This window comes from Aureimonas ureilytica (genome assembly GCF_001475935.1).
GTDB classification, from domain to species: Bacteria; Pseudomonadota; Alphaproteobacteria; order Rhizobiales; family Rhizobiaceae; genus Aureimonas; species Aureimonas ureilytica_A.
Map to the genome: position 1 here is coordinate 38,814 of NZ_LDQA01000016.1, position 17,247 is coordinate 56,060.

Sequence of the window (17,247 nt, forward strand, 5' to 3'; positions counted from 1 at the left end):
GGAGCGAAACCGAACGAGGCCTCCTTGCAGAAGCTCTTCGCCGCGATCGCAACGCTTTGCCTGTTTCTTGCGACACTCGGCTTCCCATCGACGGCATGGGCCCAAATCCCCGCCATCCCCGGACTCACGACGGCCGCAGCGTCCAAATCGGAAACCGCCGCCAGCGCGGAGACGAATCTTCAGGCCGATCGTGACGCCCTCCAGAGGGTGATCGGCCTCTTGTCCGACGATACGAGGCGGGCCGCACTTCTGAACGAATTGCGCTCGGTGGAGAGCGCGTTGGATACCAACTCTTCTGGCACGGCCGACGCTGGCAAGGCGACCGGCGCGCCCGCCGAGGCGCCGGCGAAGGACGAGGCCGCGCCGATCATCGGCGACAAGGGCTTGATCGGCGCAATCTCCTCCAGCCTCGCGGAAAGCGGGCAGGGCATGGAAGCCACCAGCCTCGGCGCTCCCGTGGAAGAAAAGCTCGGTCGCGCAGTGGATGAGCTTCAGGCGCGCATCGACAGCTCGCTTGGTGGGCAGGCCACGATCGACTTCCTTCAATGGGCTCTGCCGGGCGCCGCTGTGGTCATCGGCCTTGTTCTTATCCTGTTTCGCAACAACTGGCTGCGACGCCATCGCGAGTTGCAACAACGGCCGGGGGGCACGGCCTTCCAGATTGCGCGCGCCATCGCGAAATGCGTTCCGTTCGGCCTCATTCCGCTGTTTCTAGTGGTGGCTGCGGCCTCTGGCTGGGCGGCTGCCTTCGCGCCCTCCTGGCAAGACGGGCGTTTGTTCCTGGCGCTTTTCTCGCCGCTCTTCGCCGCGCTCGCGACGCGCCAGATTCTCTACTATCTCCTGATGGCGCTGGGGCCTTCTCGGGGTTGGCGTCTCGTCGGATATGCGCAGCGGCGGCTTTTGGGTTGGGTCGGCCTTCTCGCGGCCTTGGCGGCGACGGCGGGCGTGCTGCGCGAGTTCTCGCTGCGGGTGGTCGTGGGCTTCGACGTGGCAGACGTCGCCTCGCTGCTGATCGACCTCGGCCTCGCCGTGCTGACGGCGGCCTTCATCATGCGCCATCGCCTGACAGTGCGTAGCCTTCTGATCCGAGGCCACCGCGACCGGGAGGGGCAGGACCATTCGTCCGGCATCTTCTCGTCGGCCTTCCATGCTCTCGCGGCATCCTGGCATCTGGTCGCACTGGCCTTCGTCGTCGCCAATGTCGTCGCGCGCATCACCGGCACGGGCAACGGCCAATTCATTCTCGAAAGCTCGGGCGCGCTACTCTACATCTTCGGCGGCCTTGCCCTGCTGGCGGTCGCCAATGCCGGCTTCAAGCGCATGGCGGACAGCATAGGCCGTGGGCGTGTGACGTTGCGCAGCGCCATCATGCTGCGCTATCTCGATATTTTCCACCTCCTCTTCCAGATCGCCGTGGCGGCCTTCGTTCTGGTGCAGGCGGTCGATGTCTGGGGGTTCGATCTCGCCGGCTGGCTCGGCTCGGAGCGGGGGCAGCGTTTCCTGCGCCCTGCCTTGTCGCTGGTCCTCGTGCCGGCCGTGATCTATGCGATCTGGACGACGATCGACACGGCCGTCACGCATTCGCTTCAGCCGACCGACAGCCGAGGCCGAACGCGGAACCGCTCGGGCCGCATTCGCACGCTTCTGCCTCTCCTGCGCAATCTCGTCTTCGTCGTCCTGTCGGTCGTCACGGTGATTGCCATGCTCGCCAATATCGGTGTGGACGTCACGCCGCTTCTGGCCGGCGCGGGCGTCATCGGCCTGGCCTTCTCTTTCGGCGCGCAGCAGCTCGTGCAGGATGTCATCACCGGCTTCTTCATCATCTTCGAGGACACGATCGCGGTGGGCGATGTCATCTCGACGGGAGATCGGACGGGCACGGTCGAGGGCCTGACGATTCGCACCGTGCGCATCCGCGACGGAAACGGGGCGCTTCATTCCGTGCCCTTCAGCCAGATCAAGGCCTTGCAGAACAATTCGCGCGGCTTCGGCATCTTTCCGCTCAACGTTTCCATCGCCTTCGGCGCAGACGTGGACCGGACCATGGAGATCATGCAGGAGGTCGGCCGCGATCTCCTGACGGACGCGACCTATGGGGACATGATGCTGGCGCCGATCGAGATGTGGGGCGTGGACGGATTCACGCGGGAGGGCGTGGTGATCAAGGGCGCGATCCGCTGCAAGCCGCTCCAGCAATGGGGGGTCGGACGCGAGTTCAATCGACGGCTGAAGCGCCGACTGGATGACGAGCATATCCGCTTCTTCGCGGCGGAGCAGCGCATCGCCGTCCACGACGATCAATCGCTGCGCGTCGTCGCCAACTGACCGAGAGCGCCGTCAGGCGGATTCGCGAAGCACCATCTGCGAGGGGAGGAGCACGTGCTCCTCTTCCGCGGCGTCCAGGTCGGGATCGCCTTCCCGCTCGGCGGCGATCTTGCGCAGGAGGATAGCCATGGCTCGCCCGCCGATCTCGCTATAGTTCTGCGCCACCGTGGTCAGCGGCGGACTGGCGAAGCGCGAGAGCGGATGATCGTCATGCCCGGCGATCCGCAACGCGCTGTCGCCCTCGTGCCCGACCTTCACTCCGGCCTTCCAAGCGGCGGACAGCGCTCCGAAGGCGACGCGATCATTGGCGCAGAGGAGGGTCGAAGTCGGAAACCCGTCCTCGCGCAGGATGCGCGACACCTCGTCAAAGCCGAAGCTTTCGAAATCCCAAGTCAGCTCGACGCTGATCGGCACGACATGAGGCTGGAGCCCCAACCGATCCATGGCTTCGATATAGGCGAGGCGGCGGTTGGAGGCGTTGCTGTTGACCTCTGGCATACCGAGAAAGCAGGGCGGCGTGCCGGAGCGGCAGAGATAATCCACCATGATCTGAAACGAGCGACGATTGTCGGTCCCGACGAAGGCCGTACCCTCATCCAGCGGCAAGTCCACATAGACGAGCGGGATCGAGGCGGAGAAGCGCTCCAGCGCCGCAGCGCGGGAATGAAGCCCCAGCGGCGCGACCACGGCCCCCGCGACGTTCATCGACGTCAGCGTTTCCAGAGCGCGCTCTTCCAGTTCCGGGTCGCCATCCGACGAGAGGACGAAGGTGAGGTAGCCTTCCTCCCGCGCGATCGCTTCCACGCGCCGGGTCAGGGCGTTGTAGAACGGGTCGGCAGATGTCGGAATGAGCATTCCGATGATATTGGAGCGGCGACGATTCAGGTTGACCGCGAACATATTCGGCCGAAATCCGGATTCGCGGATGGCCGCTTCAATCATCTCGCGCGTCTTGCGGCGAACCGAATTGGGGTCATTGAAATATTTGGAGACGGTCGGACGTGACAGGCCGACGAATACGGAAAAATCCTCCATCGTCCTGACCGGCCTGTCCATTCCTCTGTCCTTTCCGACCGGTGCTCTCGGCTCCGGTCCATGCCCATAGGCCCCCCGTCTCGATCCACACAGACGCGCCGTCTCCGTCAAGACGCGATCGATCAGCCTGCCGCGAACTGAACCTTCATGGTGGCTGCGGATGCGCCGCCTTTCTCGAAAAAGGGCAGCATCTCAGCCATGGGCAAGCGGTGCGAAACGAGCCGCGCCATGGTTCCGTCATCGGCTTGGAGAAGCGTCAAGGCGTCTTGGATCTGGCCATTCAGCGAATGCGAGCCGCAGAGGCGGAGTTGCCGTCGGAATATTTCGAAGGGCGAGATGGCGATGCGCGCCTCCGGCGCACAGACGCCGAAGAACAGGACGGTCCCGCCATCGCTCGCATAATCGATCAGGCTCTCGGCAACGCCCGCGACGCCGGTCGCATCCGCCACGAAATCGAAGCCCTGCCGTTGTCCTTTCAGCTGATCCGAGCCGGAAGGCAGGGCGGCGAGGCCGAGACTGTCGGCGAAGGCGAGACGGGATTCGTTGAGATCGGCCACCGACACCGTTTCGACGCCGCGTGCCTTCAGCGCAAGCGCGAGCAGAAGGCCGATCGGGCCGGCACCGACGACGAGGGCCTTCTCCGGGCGTCGCGGATCGCTTTCGAATCCTGATGCGCCCAGTCCGTTGAGGACACAGGCGAGCGGCTCGGCGAGCGCCGCCCGATCGAACGGAAGCGAGCCGATCGGATGCAGATGCTTGGCTCTTACGACGCTGAATTCGGCAAAGCCACCGTCATGCGTGACGCCATAGGCCTTCAGATCGGTGCAGAGATTGGTGAGACCCCGCCGGCAAGCCCGGCAGGTGCCGCAAGGAATGTTCGGATCGACAGCTACCCGGTCGCCTACCGACACGCCGGTCACGTCGTCGGCTACCGCTTCCACGATCCCGGCATATTCATGCCCCGGCACGACAGGAAAGGCGCTCGAACCGTAACGACCATGGAGCACGTCGATGTCGGTATGGCAGAGGCCGGATGCCATGACGCGGATCAGCGCATGGCCGGGCTGGAGTTCGGGCTCGGCCAAGTCGGCGAAGCGCGCCTCGCCTTTGCCGACGAAATGAATGGCCTTCATGGGATCGACCTTGGGAACGCTTTGAGAGGAGGCGTGCCGACGCGCGTGCGCCGGCACACCGCGAGCTTCAGCTCATCCAGTTGCCGCCGTCGACATTGTAGGTCTGGGCGAGAATGTAGTCGCTGTCGGCCGAAGCCAGGAACACGGCAAGGCCCTTGATATCGTCGGGCGTTGCGAAGCGGCCGATGGGCACCGACTTGGCGACCTGCGCCTTTTTCTCGCCGGGCGCGAGCCCTTCCCACTTGGCGAACTCCGCATCCACCACTTCCCAATGCTCGCCATCCACCACGCCGGGCGCGATCGCGTTCACATTGATGCCGTGCTTCACGAGAGCCAGCGCTGCGGATTGCGTGGCGGAGATGACCGCGGCCTTGGAGGCGCAGTAGAGCGTCACCAGCGCTTCGCCGCGCCGTCCCGCCTGGCTCGCCATATTGATGATCTTGCCGCCGCGACCCCGCTGGATCATGACGTTGGAGACCGCCTTCATCATGAAGAGCGGCCCCTTCAGGTTGATGTCGAAGACGCGCTCGTAGCTCTCTTCGGTGATGGCGTTGATCGGCGCCATGTCGAAGATCGCGGCATTGTTGACGAGAATGTCGATGCCGCCGAACTCGGCATCGACTTCGGCAACGAGTTTTTCGATCTCCTCGACCTTGGTGACATCCAGCGCCTTGGCCGTTGCGGCCGGGCCGATTCCGGCAGCCGCCGTGCGAGCGCGCTCGATATTGATATCGGCGATAACGACCTTGGCGCCTTCCTTGACGAAGGCTTCGGCGAAGCCGAGGCCGATGCCACGCGCGCCGCCGGTGATGAGGGCGATCTTGTTCTGAAGTCTCATGGAATATTCCCTGGGAGAAGGGCTTGGGGAGGAGTCAGCGGACGGCTTTGGGGATCGATCCGGCTAGCGCATGGCGATGGAGCCGGGGCAGGGCGTGGCCATTGCCGTCGAAGAGATGAGCCGCGTTGGGGTCGAAGCTGAGCTGCACGGTCTCGTGCAGACGCGCCGTGCTGTCGCCGCCCGCCTCCGCGATGATCAGGTCGCCATTGCCGGCCTGGATGTAAAGATAGGTCTGGCCGCCGAGCCGTTCGATCACGACGATCTCGCCGGGCAGCATGGCTTGCCCGCCGGGAGAGAGATGCTCCGGCCGGATGCCGAGCTGGAGCTTCTCGCCGGGCCTAGCCCCTTCGCCAAAGACGGGCACCTGCAGCGTCGCGCCCGAAAGAAGGCGCACCGTGACGCCCTCCGGTCCGGTGCTCACGACCTCGCAGTCGAGGAAATTCATCTTCGGGGAGCCGATGAAGCCCGCGACGAAACGGTTGACCGGGTGATGATAGAGTTCCAGCGGGGTGCCCACCTGCTCGATCCGCCCGTCGCGCAAGACGACGATCTTGTCGGCCAAGGTCATGGCCTCGACCTGATCGTGCGTGACATAGATCATGGTCGCATTGAGCCGCTCGTGCAGGCGCGAGAGCTCGATGCGCATCTGGACGCGCAGCGCTGCGTCGAGGTTGGAGAGCGGCTCGTCGAACAGAAAGACCTTGGGCTCTCGCACCATGGCGCGGCCGATGGCGACGCGCTGGCGCTGGCCGCCGGACAGCGCCTTGGGCTTGCGGTCGAGATAGGGCTCCAGCTGAAGAAGGCGGGCGACGTCCTGAACCTTGCGATCCTGCTCGGCCTTGGGAACCTTGGCGAGCTTCAGCGCGAAGGCCATGTTCTCGCGAACGCTCATATGCGGATACAGCGCGTAGGTCTGGAACACCATCGCTAGGCCGCGCTCGTCGGGCGGGATGTCGTTCGCACGCTTGCCGTCGATGTCGAGATCGCCTTCGGTGATCTCTTCCAGCCCCGCGATCATGCGCAAAAGCGTGGACTTTCCGCAGCCGGACGGCCCGACGAAGACGACGAATTCGCGGTCTGCGATGTCGAGATTCACGCCCTTGATGACGTCCACCGCCGCGAAGGACTTCTTGACGTTCCGAAGGTGCAAAGTGGCCATGGGGAACTTCCTTACTTGACGGCGCCGAAGGTGAGGCCGCGCACGAGCTGGCGCTGCGTCATCCAGCCGAAGACGAGAATGGGGGCGACGGCGAGGGCGGAGGCCGCCGAAAGCTTGGCCCAGAAGAGGCCCTCGGGCGAGGAGAAGGAGGCGATGAAGGCCGTCAGCGGAGCCGCGTTCGAGGCCGTCAGGTTGAGGCTCCAGAAGGCTTCGTTCCAGCAGAGAATCGTGGAGAGAAGCGCTGTGGACGCGATGCCCGGCAGGGTCAGCGGCAGGAGGAGATGGCGCATCTGATCCTTGAACTTGGCGCCATCCATGCGCCCCGCCTCCAGGATCTCGTGCGGTACTTCCTTGAAGAAGGAATAGAGCATCCAGACCACGATCGGCAGGTTCGACAGGGTGAAGACGATGATGAGGCCGAGCCGCGAGTCGAGAAGCCCCGTGTCGCGGAACAGGAGATAGATCGGCACGAGGACGCCGACCGCCGGGAGCATCTTGGTCGAGAGCATCCACAGAAGCAGATTCTTGGTTTTCGGGCCGGGATAGAAGGCGGCCGCATAGGCGGCGGGAACGGCGATGGCGAGCGAGACGACCGTCGCGCCGATGCTTTCGATCACGCTGTTCATGGCATAGCGCATGTAGTCGGCGCGCTGGTTCACGGCGGCGAAATTCTCCAGCGTCGGCTCGAAGAAGAATTTCGGCGGCGTCGCCACGGCATCGATCTCGGTCTTGAAGGCGGCGAGCGCCATCCAGAAGATCGGGAAGAACATCAGCAGCGCCGCTGCCCAGCCGACCACACCGGCCCAGAATGTCGCGCGGCTCGCACGTCGTTTGGCCATGGATCGCGCTCCTAGTTTTCGAGGTTGCGGGCGACGGTGCGGATCAGCACCGCGGCGACGACATTGGCGAGAAGGATGGCGACCACGCCCCCAGCGGAGGCTCCGCCGATGTCCCACTGAAGAAGGGCCTTCAGGTAGATGAAATAGGTGAGGGTGGTGGTCGCGGAGCCCGGGCCGCCCGATGTCGTGACCTGAATTTCGGCGAAGACCGACAGAAGGAAGATCGTCTCGATCATCACCACGACGGAGATCGGCCGCAGGAGATGAGGCAGGATGATGTGGCGGAACATCACCAGCCCGCGCGCGCCGTCGAGCCTCGCCGCCTCCATCTGCTCGCGGTCGAGCGACTGCATCGCCGTCATCAGAATGAGCGTGGCGAAGGGGACCCATTGCCATGCCACGATCATGATCAGCGACAGCATCGGATATTGGACAAACCAGTCGATGGGCGTCAGCCCGACGCTGCGAAAGATCGCGGCGAAGAAGCCGTTCACCGGGTGCATCAGGAGGTTCTTCCAGATCAGCGCGGCGACGGTCGGCATGACGAAGAAGGGCGCGATGACCAGCAGGCGCGCGATGCCGCGTCCCTTGAAGTCCTGATCGAAGACGACGGCCAGCAGCGTCCCGAAGACGACGGTCAGCGCCAGAACCGAGCCGGTCATGATCAGCGTATTGGCGATCGCGTTCCAGAGCCCGGCGCTCTTCAGGAGAAAGCGATAGTTCGAAATACCCGCAAAGCCCGTCAGGAATGGGTTCAGAAGATTATAATGCTGGAACGAGAACCACAGCGTCATCGCCAGTGGGACGATCATCCAGGCGAGAAGAAGGACGACCGACGGCGCGAGAAGCGGCCCGGTTCGAACGGCGCGTCTGGATCGACCAGCGGCAGCGACGGCGCTCATGATCGGTTCTCCCTCGAAACGAAAGGCTTGGCCATCCGATCACCAACCCATGCGGGGTTCGCGGTCGACACGGCAGTCGCCGAACGCAGCTCGGACATCCGGGGCGAGCCCGGAGTTCAACGAACAGCCTCGACACAGGCGGATAAGGGTGATGGAGGGCCGGCCTCGAAAGGCCGGCCCGATCCGCTTATTTCGGGTAGCCGGCCTGTTCCATCATGGCTTCGACCTGACCTTGAGCGCCATCGAGTGCGGCGTCCACCGACTGCTGCCCTGCGACCGCCGAAGAGACGGCCTGACCGACGAGCGTGCCGATGGCCTGAAACTCGGGGATCGCGACGAACTGGATGCCCGTATACGGAACCGGGTTCAGCGTCGGCTTGGTCGGATCGGCGGATTCGATCGCCTTGATCACGGTCGCGGCGAAGGGGGCGGCCTTCTGATAGTTCGGGTTGTCATAGGTCGACTGGCGCGTGCCGGGCGGCAGGGCCACCCAGCCCTCTTTCTCGCCAACGAGCTTGATGTAGTCTTTCGACGTCGCCCATTTCACGAAGGATTTTGCCGTGTCGGCCTTCTTGGTCGATTTCGGAACGGCCAGATTCCAGGACCACGCCCATGATGACCCGTTCGGGGTCACCTTCACAGGTGCCTTGGTGAAAGCGATCTTGTCCGCCACCTGGCTCTGCTTGGGGTCGTAGAGGCGGCCCGCGGCCGAGGTCGCATCGATCCACATGGCGCAATGGCCGGTGGCGAAGAGCGCCTGATTTTCGTTGAAGCCGTTGGACGTGATGCCGGGAGGGCCATAATCGGCCATGGCCTTCACATACCAGCCGATCGCATCCTTCCAGGGCTGGGAGGAAATCTGCGGCTTCCACTCCATGTTGAACCACTCGCCACCATAGGTGTTCACGAGTGTGCCGAGATAGGCCATGTTCTCGCCCCAGCCCGGCTTTCCGCGCAGGCAGAGACCATAGACGCCCTTCGACTTGTCGGTGACCTTGGCCGCGTATTCCGCGATCTGATCGTAGGTCGGCGCCTCCGGCATCTTGATCCCGGCCGCTTCGAAGATATCCTTGCGGTACATGGTGAAGGAGCTTTCGGCGTAGAACGGCACGGCGAAAAGCTTGCCGTCCACGGTCAGACCCGCCTTCACCGGGGCGATCAGATCGGCATAGTCATAGTCGCTGCCGAGATCGTCCAGAGCCGTCAGCCAGCCGGCCTTGCCCCAGATCGGGGTCTCGTAGCCGCCGATCGTCATGATGTCGAACTGCCCGCTGCCGGTCGCGATGTCGGTGGTAACGCGCTGGCGCAGGACGTTTTCTTCGAGCACGACCCAGTTGATCTTGTTGCCCGTCGCCTTCTCCCATTCGGGCGAGAGCTTCTGCATGACGATCATATCGGCGTTGTTGACCGTGGCGATCGTGATGTCTTCCGCCGAAGCAAGGCTCGCCGAAAAGCCGAGCGCCGCCATCGAACACGCCGTCAACCACGCAGTCCGCTTGATCCGCATAGTGTTCCTCCTCCTACGATGCGTTGCGCGAAACTATGCACGCGTAAAAGAATGTGTCAAATCCGTAACCCATATCGTTTGTGCGAAAACCAATAATTCCTCGCCGCACTGCAAACTGAGCTCCGCTGCAGTGCGTTAGCTGCGATGGTGTCTGAAAGCCACGAGACCAATCAGCCGACAGGCTTTTCGCGCGTAAACTTTGATTGACAGTTGAACAGGGCTTCGACAGTCTGTGAGAAGCCCCGAACGAGCATGACTGGGACTGAGACGCGAACATGTTCCAGGAGTGCGCGGGGGGCCGAGAGGGAGATGACATGACGATTCGCACGGCGCGGGGTCTCGCCCCCGAAGCCCTCGGGCCGACGGTGACGATCGGGGAAATCCTGGTGGAGATCATGGCGGAAACGCCCGGCGTCGGCTTTCTGGAGCCGCAGCCTTTGACGGGCCCTTACCCCAGCGGCGCGCCGGCCATCTTTATCGATCAGGTGGCGCGCCTCGGCGGTGCGGCCGGCATTGTCGGCTGCGTGGGTCATGACGATTTCGGACGGTTGAACATTGAGCGCTTGCAGCGCGACGGTGCGGATGTTTCCGCCATCTCGATTCACCCCGAGCTTCCCACGGGCAGCGCCTTCGTGCGCTATCGCCCGGACGGTGCGCGCGATTTCGTCTTCAATCTGACGCGCTCGGCTGCGGGACAGATCAGTTTGGACGATGCCGCGAAGGCGCTTCTGGATCGGGCAGGGCATCTTCACGTCATGGGCTCGGCCCTGTCGATTCCCGGCGCCTGGGACTTGATCCGCTACGGACTGGATCGGATCGCGGAGTGCGGCGGCTCGGTGTCGCTCGATCCCAATGCCCGCAAGGAGTTGCTTTCCAGCCATGAGGCGGCTGGGCAATTCGCAGCAATCGTGGCCGAAGCCGATCTCCTGCTCCCCTCCGGGGACGAACTCTTTGCGGCGGCTGGCTGCGAGGGCGAGGAGGCGGCTCTCGCAGCTCTCTTTGATCAAGGCGTGTCGGAGATCGCGCTGAAGAGAGGGGACAAGGGTGCGACGGTTTTCCGGCATTCGGGCGAGCGTACGGATGGCGCGGCTTTCCAAGTCGAAGAGATCGACCCGACGGGTGCGGGGGATTGTTTCGGCGCGGCCTATCTCACATGCCGGCGCATGGGCTTTCCGCCGGACCGCGCTCTCCTCTACGCCAATGCCGCTGGCGCGCGGAACGTAACCCGAAAAGGCCCGATGGAAGGCGCGGGCAGCTTCGATGAACTCGACGCCTTCATCGCCAACACATCGAGGGCCTGACATGTCGTCTTTTCTCACTGGTCTCGCGGGCGACCTGCGCGCCGGCCATCCGCGCGGCGTCACGTCCGTTTGCTCGTCGCATCCGATCGTCATCCGCGCCGCCTTGCGCCGCGCGGTGCTGGATGAGAGCGATGTGCTGATCGAGGCGACCTGCAATCAGGTAAACCAGTTTGGCGGCTATACCGGGATGCAACCGGCCGACTTCGTGCGCTTCGTTCTGCAGATCGCTGACGAGGAAGGGTTGGCGCCGGCGCGGATCGTGTTTGGCGGCGATCATCTCGGACCCAATCCCTGGAAGGGTGATGCGCCAGAGGCCGCGATGGAAAAGGCGGAGGCGATGGTCGAAGCCTATGTCGCCGCCGGCTTCCGAAAAATTCATCTGGACGCGTCCATGGGGTGCCTCGGCGAGCCGGTGGCGTTGGACGACGAGACGACGGCGGGCCGCGCTGCGCGTCTGGCCAGCCGGGCGGACGCCGTGGCCCGAGAAAAGGGCCTGCCGCTTCCGCTCTATATCATCGGGACAGAAGTGCCGGTGCCCGGCGGAGCCGACCACGCTCTCAGCGATCTTCAGCCCACCGCGCCAGAAGCGGCGCGGCATACGATCGAGGTTCATCGGCGAATTTTTGCAGAGCGCGGGTTGGACGGCGTTTTCGAGCGAGTCCTGGGCGTCGTGGTTCAGCCGGGTGTGGAGTTCGGCAGCGAGAACGTCATTCCCTATCACCCCGAAAATGCCTCCTTGTTGAATGCTGTCCTGGAAGAGGAGCCCAAGCTCGTCTTCGAAGCGCACTCCACCGACTATCAGTCGCAGGCCGCACTGACGGCTCTGGTGCGGGACGGCTATGCGATCTTGAAGGTCGGGCCGGGTCTCACCTTCGCTCTGCGCGAGGCCTTGTACGGGCTGGATCTCGTGGCGAGCGAGTTGGAGCCGACCTACGGCGACCGGCCGCTGCGCGCCGCCATGGAGCATCTCATGCTGCGCGAGCCCAAGGATTGGAAGGGGCACTATCACGGCACGGATGCCGAGCAGGCGCTGCAGCGCCATTACAGCTATAGCGACCGCATTCGCTATTACTGGAATCGCCCGGAGGCGGAAGCTGCCGTCGCTCGCTTGCGTGATGCGCTGGACGGGCGCGTGATCCCCGAAACTCTGATGCGCCAGTTCCTGCCTTTCTTGGATGTTGGGCTCGGGCAGACCGGAAGCGTGGACGACATCCTCATTGCGTCCGTCGATCGCGAGCTCGCCACATACGCCGCAGCCTGCCGGGCGTAAGCGCCGAAAAGGCTCGGAAACGAGGGGCGACACGGTTTGCCCTTCGCTTTCGACACTCGCGGCGAGTCATAGTCCGATAAACGACTTCCCTTATGGAGCCGCTTGCTACCGATGGCGGGCGTCAGTTCATAATCGGAGGGAGGATCGCCGCCGCAATCAAACGCATCGCCTGCGGGATCATCGTGTCGCCGTAGGGCTCGGTGAAGCCTGTCAGCAATTCTTACAGCTTAGCTTATACGGTGATTTGAATGGTGGGCGCGACAGGGATCGAACCTGTGACCCCCTCGGTGTGAACGAGGTGCTCTCCCGCTGAGCTACGCGCCCGCTCTTGCCGTTTATTGTCGGCCAGCGGTGAGTGGTCGTATAGAAGCGAACGGCGCGGGCGTCAATCGGATCAATGCGTTTTTCAGCCTGCGTGCGCCAAGTCTCTGTTTTTACACCGCTTGAACGCGCAAGGCGCGAGGTTCGAAAAGCGAATCGATCAAATGCGGGGTCAGATCGGAGAAGCGCTCGATGGAGCAGGTCGCGCCCGAACGGGCCTCCGAGCCCGGATCGTAACCGAACAGCACGAGTATGGATGGCACGCCCGCCGCCCGCGCAGCGAGAATGTCCGTGTTGGTATCGCCAACCATGAGAGCGTTTGACGCCGAGCCACCCGCTTGTTCGATCGTGCCGAACAGATGAATCGGATCGGGCTTGCGCGCCGAGAACGTGTCGGCCCCACAGATCGCCGGGAAGCGCGACGCGAGTTCCATTTCTTCCAATAACCGCCGCGCCAGACGCTCGGTCTTGTTGGTGCAGATCGCAAGCGTCAGCCCGGCTTCGCTCAACCGATCCAGCGCGGCGATGCCACCGGGAAACAGCGCGGATTCCACTGCGATATGGGCTTCGTAATGTTGCAGAAAGCACGCTGTCTGCTCGGCAAGTTCCTCCGCCCCAAGCGGGCGCTCCGCCAGCCGGTAGGCCTCACGCAGCATGGCCTGCGCACCGTGACCGGCATGGGGACGCACGATCTCCAAAGGAAGCGGGGGGAGGCCGATACGGGACAGGCAATGATTGAGACTGCCCGCGAGGTCGGGCGCGGTGTCCACCAACGTTCCGTCGAGATCGAAGACGATGGTCCGCTGCGATGGTCCTCCGGTTGCCGCTTCGAAAAAGTGGGCTTCGTGGACCGAGGAACGATGGATCGGGAGGGCTGCGCTCATGATCGGACTTTGGCCTCAAAGCAGGGAGGGTCAAGCGGACAAGGCCCGCACGGGGCTCAATGAAGGATCGGGACGCCGTTCGGGCCTTCGCTTGACGCAGGCGAGCCACAGTCTGGCGGTCAGGCCATCAACAAACCGTTAGGGCTGATCGGCGGTGAGCGGATGAAGGATTCGTCCTGAGCGTTTGGCGGCAGCGGCTCGATGGCGTAAAGCCACTTCCGAGAACGTGCGTCATGGAGGGATCGAGCAATGGATGCGGCAGCGATGAAAGACGAGGTCGCGCGCGCGGCGCTCGCTCATGTCGAGTCCGGAATGCGGCTTGGCATCGGCACCGGATCGACCGCCGAGGCCTTTATCCGCGCTCTGGCCGGCCGCGTGTCCGAAGGATTGCGGATCGTCGGTGTGCCGACCTCTGAGCGCAGCGCCAAACTGTGCGGCGAACTCGGCATTCCCTTGGCGACGCTGGAAGACCTGCCGGAACTCGACCTGACGATCGACGGGGCCGACGAGGTGGACGCGAGGCTTCGTCTGATCAAGGGCGGCGGCGGCGCGCTTCTGCGCGAGAAGATCGTGGCGGCCGCCTCGGCGCGGATGCTGGTGATCGCCGATGCGTCCAAGAAGGTCGAGCATCTCGGCGCCTTCCCGCTGCCGATCGAGGTGAACGGCTTCGGCGTCTTGGCCACGACGCTGGCGATCGAGAAGGCCAGCGCGATGCTCGGGCTTTCGGGCTCCATCCGGCTTCGCATGGTAGGCGACAAGCCCTTCATCACCGATGGCGGACATCTCATCATCGACGCATCATTTGGCCTCATTCCCGATCCAGAAGCCCTGTCTGCTGCTTTGCACGCCATTCCGGGCGTGGTCGAGCATGGTCTCTTTCTCGGATTGGCGTCCTCCGTGCTCCTCGCCGGGCCGGAAGGGGTCGAGCGGCTCGGCGCCGCGTGAGGCGCGCCGGTCGCATCGGGATTTCGGGGCTTGCGGCTCGAACCGGAGTTTGGCACGGGTGCGCCGATCAGGAATTGATGGAGTAGGAAGTCCGATGGTTTTCAGCCAAACGCTGCGTGGCGGTCTCTTCGCTGCAGTGACCCTCGTGGGTCTCGCGGTCTCGCCCGCTCTGGCGCAGGAGATTAGCCCGTCGCATCTCGCCGCCGCGCGTGAGGCTGTGGACGCGATCGACACGAGCGAACAGTTCGATCAGATCCTTCTCAACGCCGCGACGCAGATCAAGGCGGAGCTGATCGTCAACAACCCGGATCTTCAGTCGAAGATTTCCGAGATGGTCGATGACAGCGCGATCGCCCTTGCGCCGCGCCGCGCCGATCTGGAAAACGAGATCGCCCGCGTTTACGCCAAGATGTTCACCGAACAGGAGCTGCGCGAGATCTCGCAGTTCTACAATTCGGAAGCCGGCCGCAAGTTGATCAAGCAGGGTCCGCAGGCGACGCGCGAGATGATGGCGGCCGCCGATGTCTGGACCAACGGTATTGTTCGCGACCTGCGCGACAGTGCCATGAAGGGGATGCAGAAGCTCGCGCCCGCGACGGCGGCGGCTCCCGCAAAGTCGAAGTGACGATCGCGAATCGTCCGCTATAAGGATTCATAAGGGCGGCCACTCGGTCGCCCTTTTTCGTGACGGAAGAGGCGTCTTGGCATGTCGGCATTCGACTACGACCTGTTTGTGATCGGCGGCGGTTCAGGTGGCGTGCGCGCGGCGCGGCGAACGGCGGCCCTGGGGCATAAGGTTGGCATCGCCGAGGAATATCGCTACGGCGGAACCTGCGTCATCCGCGGCTGCGTTCCCAAGAAGCTGCTCGTCTACGCCTCGCAATATTCCGAAGCCTTCGAGGACGCGGCTGGCTATGGCTGGTCCGTCGGGGAAACGGAGTTCGACTGGCCGAGCCTGATCGCCGCCAAGGATCGCGAAATCGATCGGCTGGAGCAGATCTATCGCCGCAATCTCGAGAAGGCCGGCGCCGAGATTCTCAAGAGCCGCGCCGTGCTGGAGGGACCGAACCAGATTCGCCTCCTTGCGACCGACAAGATCGTCACTGCCGAGCGCATCCTGATCGCGGCCGGCGGACGCGCCAATCCGTTCGCCGACATGCCGGGCGCGGAGCACTGCATCACCTCGAACGAGGCTTTCCACCTCCAGCGCCTGCCGGAGTCGATCGTGATCCTCGGCGGTGGTTATATCGCGGTCGAGTTCGCCAATATCTTTCTCGGGCTCGGCACCGCGGTAACGCTGGTCTATCGAGGCAAGGAGATCCTTCAGGGCTTCGATGACGATCTGCGCCATGAACTGCATCAGGCCATGCTGCGCAAGGGCTGCCGGATCGTCTGCGAGGACACGCTCGTTCGGGTCGATCAGAAGGCGGACGGCCGTTTTCAGGCGCACCTGAGGGGCGGAGAATGCCTCGACGCGGACGAGGTGATGCTCGCTGTCGGACGCCAGCCCAACACGATCGACCTCGGCTGCGAGAAGGCCGGCGTCGAGCTGGATTCCAAGGGCGCGATCAAGGTCGACGACTATTCCCGCACCAGCGCCGAGAATATCTGGTCGATCGGCGACATCACGGGCCGCATCCAGTTGACGCCGGTCGCCATCCATGAGGCCATGTGCTTCGTCGATACCGTGTTCCTGAACAAGCCGACCAAGCCGGATTTCGACCTGATCCCGACCGCGGTGTTCTCGCAGCCCGAGCTGGGAACGGTCGGCCTGACGGAAGCCCAGGCGGCGAAGGATCTCGGCGATCTCGACATTTTCCGCGCCCGCTTCAAGCCGATGCGCCACACGCTGACGGGCCGCGAGGAGTTCATGTTGATGAAGCTCGTCGTGGACGCCAAGACGAATGTCGTGGTTGGCGCCCATATTCTGGGACCCGATGCCGGCGAGATGGGGCAGCTTCTTGGCATCTGCGTGAAGGCGAAGTTGCGCAAAGAAGATTTCGATCGCACCATGGCGCTTCACCCTTCGGCGGCAGAGGAGCTGGTCACCATGTACGAGCCGACCTATCGCATTCGCGGCGGAGCGCGCGTGGATGGCTGATGTCGAGCCGCCTATTCATCAGGACGATCCGCAGCTGGAGCGGCTCGCCCGTGAGGGGCGGGTCATCGCCTATTTCGGCTATGGCTCGCTCGTGAACAAGCGGACGCTGCGCACCAAGTTCTTGGGCATTCGCCGTGCCGAGGTCCTGGGATGGCGGCGGGCCTGGCTGCCGCGCAAGGGGCAGTCCATGGCGCTTCTGTCGGTGCGGCCGGACGAAGCGGCGCTGACGCAAGGCGTCGTCGTCTACGATCTGGCCGACCATCTGCCATCGGTGGACGAGCGCGAGGCGGCCTATCACCGCCGCGTCGTCATGCCAGGCCATATCACCATTCGAGGCCACGCCCTCCCGGATGTGCCGCTCTTCATCTACGAGGGCAAGCCGGAGGAGCCGGATGCCTCGCAGACCGGGGCGGCGATCCTGCAATCCTATCTCGACGCGGTGATGCAGGGCTTCTACTCGCTTTACGAAGAGGCCGGGCTGCGGCGTTTCATGGCGGAAACCGAGGGGTTCGAGACCTCCATCCTGAAGGATCGCGCCGCGCCGCTCTACCCCCGCCCGGTGACGCTGGCCGACGGCGAGGCGGAGCTGTTCGACCGCCTCGTCACCCAGCGCGGCGCGCGCTTCATCGAGTGCTCGTGAGAAGCACGTAAAGCCATTCGTGACAAATGCTGCGGTTCGTGCCACTA

The 17,247-nt window shown here is 63.8% G+C and carries 15 protein-coding genes and 1 tRNA gene; 7 read left to right on the forward strand and 9 right to left on the reverse strand.

Annotated elements, in window-relative coordinates:
• The first annotated feature begins 24 nt into the window (after positions 1–24).
• Positions 25–2,325, forward strand: coding sequence for a mechanosensitive ion channel family protein (locus NS365_RS06990; protein ID WP_058599564.1), 2,301 nt, complete (start codon positions 25–27; stop codon positions 2,323–2,325).
• Between the two features lie 12 nt (positions 2,326–2,337).
• Here NS365_RS06990 and NS365_RS06995 read toward each other — a convergent pair whose 3' ends face one another.
• The 7 genes from NS365_RS06995 to NS365_RS07025 all read right to left on the reverse strand — a co-directional run bounded on the left by NS365_RS06995 (position 2,338) and on the right by NS365_RS07025 (position 9,699).
• The gene (locus NS365_RS06995; protein ID WP_058599565.1) at positions 2,338–3,360 is read right to left on the reverse strand and encodes a LacI family DNA-binding transcriptional regulator; all 1,023 of its coding nucleotides are present in this window, start codon (positions 3,358–3,360) and stop codon (positions 2,338–2,340) included.
• 122 nt (positions 3,361–3,482) lie between these two features.
• Positions 3,483–4,493 carry a zinc-dependent alcohol dehydrogenase family protein gene (locus NS365_RS07000; RefSeq protein ID WP_058599566.1) on the reverse strand — a complete coding sequence of 337 codons (1,011 nt, stop codon included), beginning with the start codon at positions 4,491–4,493 and terminating at the stop codon, positions 3,483–3,485.
• Between the two features lie 67 nt (positions 4,494–4,560).
• Entirely contained in the window at positions 4,561–5,331 is a 771-nt protein-coding gene (locus tag NS365_RS07005; RefSeq protein ID WP_058599567.1) for an L-iditol 2-dehydrogenase, read from the reverse strand.
• 34 nt (positions 5,332–5,365) lie between these two features.
• Positions 5,366–6,490, reverse strand: a complete 1,125-nt coding sequence (locus NS365_RS07010) for an ABC transporter ATP-binding protein (RefSeq protein ID WP_058599568.1) — start codon at positions 6,488–6,490, stop codon at positions 5,366–5,368.
• An 11-nt stretch (positions 6,491–6,501) separates the two neighbouring features.
• Complete coding sequence (locus NS365_RS07015; RefSeq protein ID WP_058599569.1) at positions 6,502–7,329, reverse strand: carbohydrate ABC transporter permease; 828 nt, start codon at positions 7,327–7,329, stop codon at positions 6,502–6,504.
• An 11-nt stretch (positions 7,330–7,340) separates the two neighbouring features.
• Positions 7,341–8,231, reverse strand: coding sequence for a carbohydrate ABC transporter permease (locus NS365_RS07020; protein WP_058599570.1), 891 nt, complete (start codon positions 8,229–8,231; stop codon positions 7,341–7,343).
• Positions 8,232–8,418: 187 nt separating this feature from the next.
• Positions 8,419–9,699, reverse strand: a complete 1,281-nt coding sequence (locus NS365_RS07025; protein WP_244498391.1) for an ABC transporter substrate-binding protein — start codon at positions 9,697–9,699, stop codon at positions 8,419–8,421.
• 353 nt (positions 9,700–10,052) lie between these two features.
• On the opposite strand from NS365_RS07025, the gene NS365_RS07030 reads away from it, so the two are divergent.
• Together NS365_RS07030 and NS365_RS07035 are read left to right on the forward strand one after the other, a co-directional pair.
• Positions 10,053–11,039 (forward strand): tagatose kinase, encoded by a 987-nt coding sequence (locus NS365_RS07030; protein WP_058599572.1) that lies wholly within the window; start codon positions 10,053–10,055, stop codon positions 11,037–11,039.
• Position 11,040: 1 nt separating this feature from the next.
• The gene (locus NS365_RS07035) at positions 11,041–12,309 is read left to right on the forward strand and encodes a D-tagatose-bisphosphate aldolase, class II, non-catalytic subunit (RefSeq protein WP_058599573.1); all 1,269 of its coding nucleotides are present in this window, start codon (positions 11,041–11,043) and stop codon (positions 12,307–12,309) included.
• Between the two features lie 249 nt (positions 12,310–12,558).
• Here the strand turns inward: NS365_RS07035 and NS365_RS07040 are convergent.
• Positions 12,559–12,633 (reverse strand) — tRNA-Val (locus tag NS365_RS07040).
• Positions 12,634–12,743: 110 nt separating this feature from the next.
• Positions 12,744–13,514 (reverse strand): HAD family hydrolase, encoded by a 771-nt coding sequence (locus tag NS365_RS07045; RefSeq protein ID WP_082684483.1) that lies wholly within the window; start codon positions 13,512–13,514, stop codon positions 12,744–12,746.
• Between the two features lie 249 nt (positions 13,515–13,763).
• On the opposite strand from NS365_RS07045, the gene rpiA reads away from it, so the two are divergent.
• The 4 genes from rpiA to NS365_RS07065 all read left to right on the forward strand — a co-directional run bounded on the left by rpiA (position 13,764) and on the right by NS365_RS07065 (position 17,200).
• Complete coding sequence (gene rpiA / locus NS365_RS07050; protein WP_058599574.1) at positions 13,764–14,459, forward strand: ribose-5-phosphate isomerase RpiA; 696 nt, start codon at positions 13,764–13,766, stop codon at positions 14,457–14,459.
• A 94-nt stretch (positions 14,460–14,553) separates the two neighbouring features.
• Entirely contained in the window at positions 14,554–15,084 is a 531-nt protein-coding gene (locus NS365_RS07055; RefSeq protein ID WP_058599575.1) for a DUF2059 domain-containing protein, read from the forward strand.
• A gap of 81 nt (positions 15,085–15,165) precedes the next feature.
• The gene (gene gor / locus NS365_RS07060; protein WP_058599576.1) at positions 15,166–16,560 is read left to right on the forward strand and encodes a glutathione-disulfide reductase; all 1,395 of its coding nucleotides are present in this window, start codon (positions 15,166–15,168) and stop codon (positions 16,558–16,560) included.
• Positions 16,553–17,200: a gamma-glutamylcyclotransferase family protein gene (locus NS365_RS07065; RefSeq protein ID WP_058599577.1), complete on the forward strand. Its 648-nt coding sequence runs from the start codon at positions 16,553–16,555 to the stop codon at positions 17,198–17,200. The genes gor and NS365_RS07065 overlap by 8 nt, the downstream gene beginning before the upstream one ends.
• Positions 17,201–17,247 lie beyond the last annotated feature (47 nt).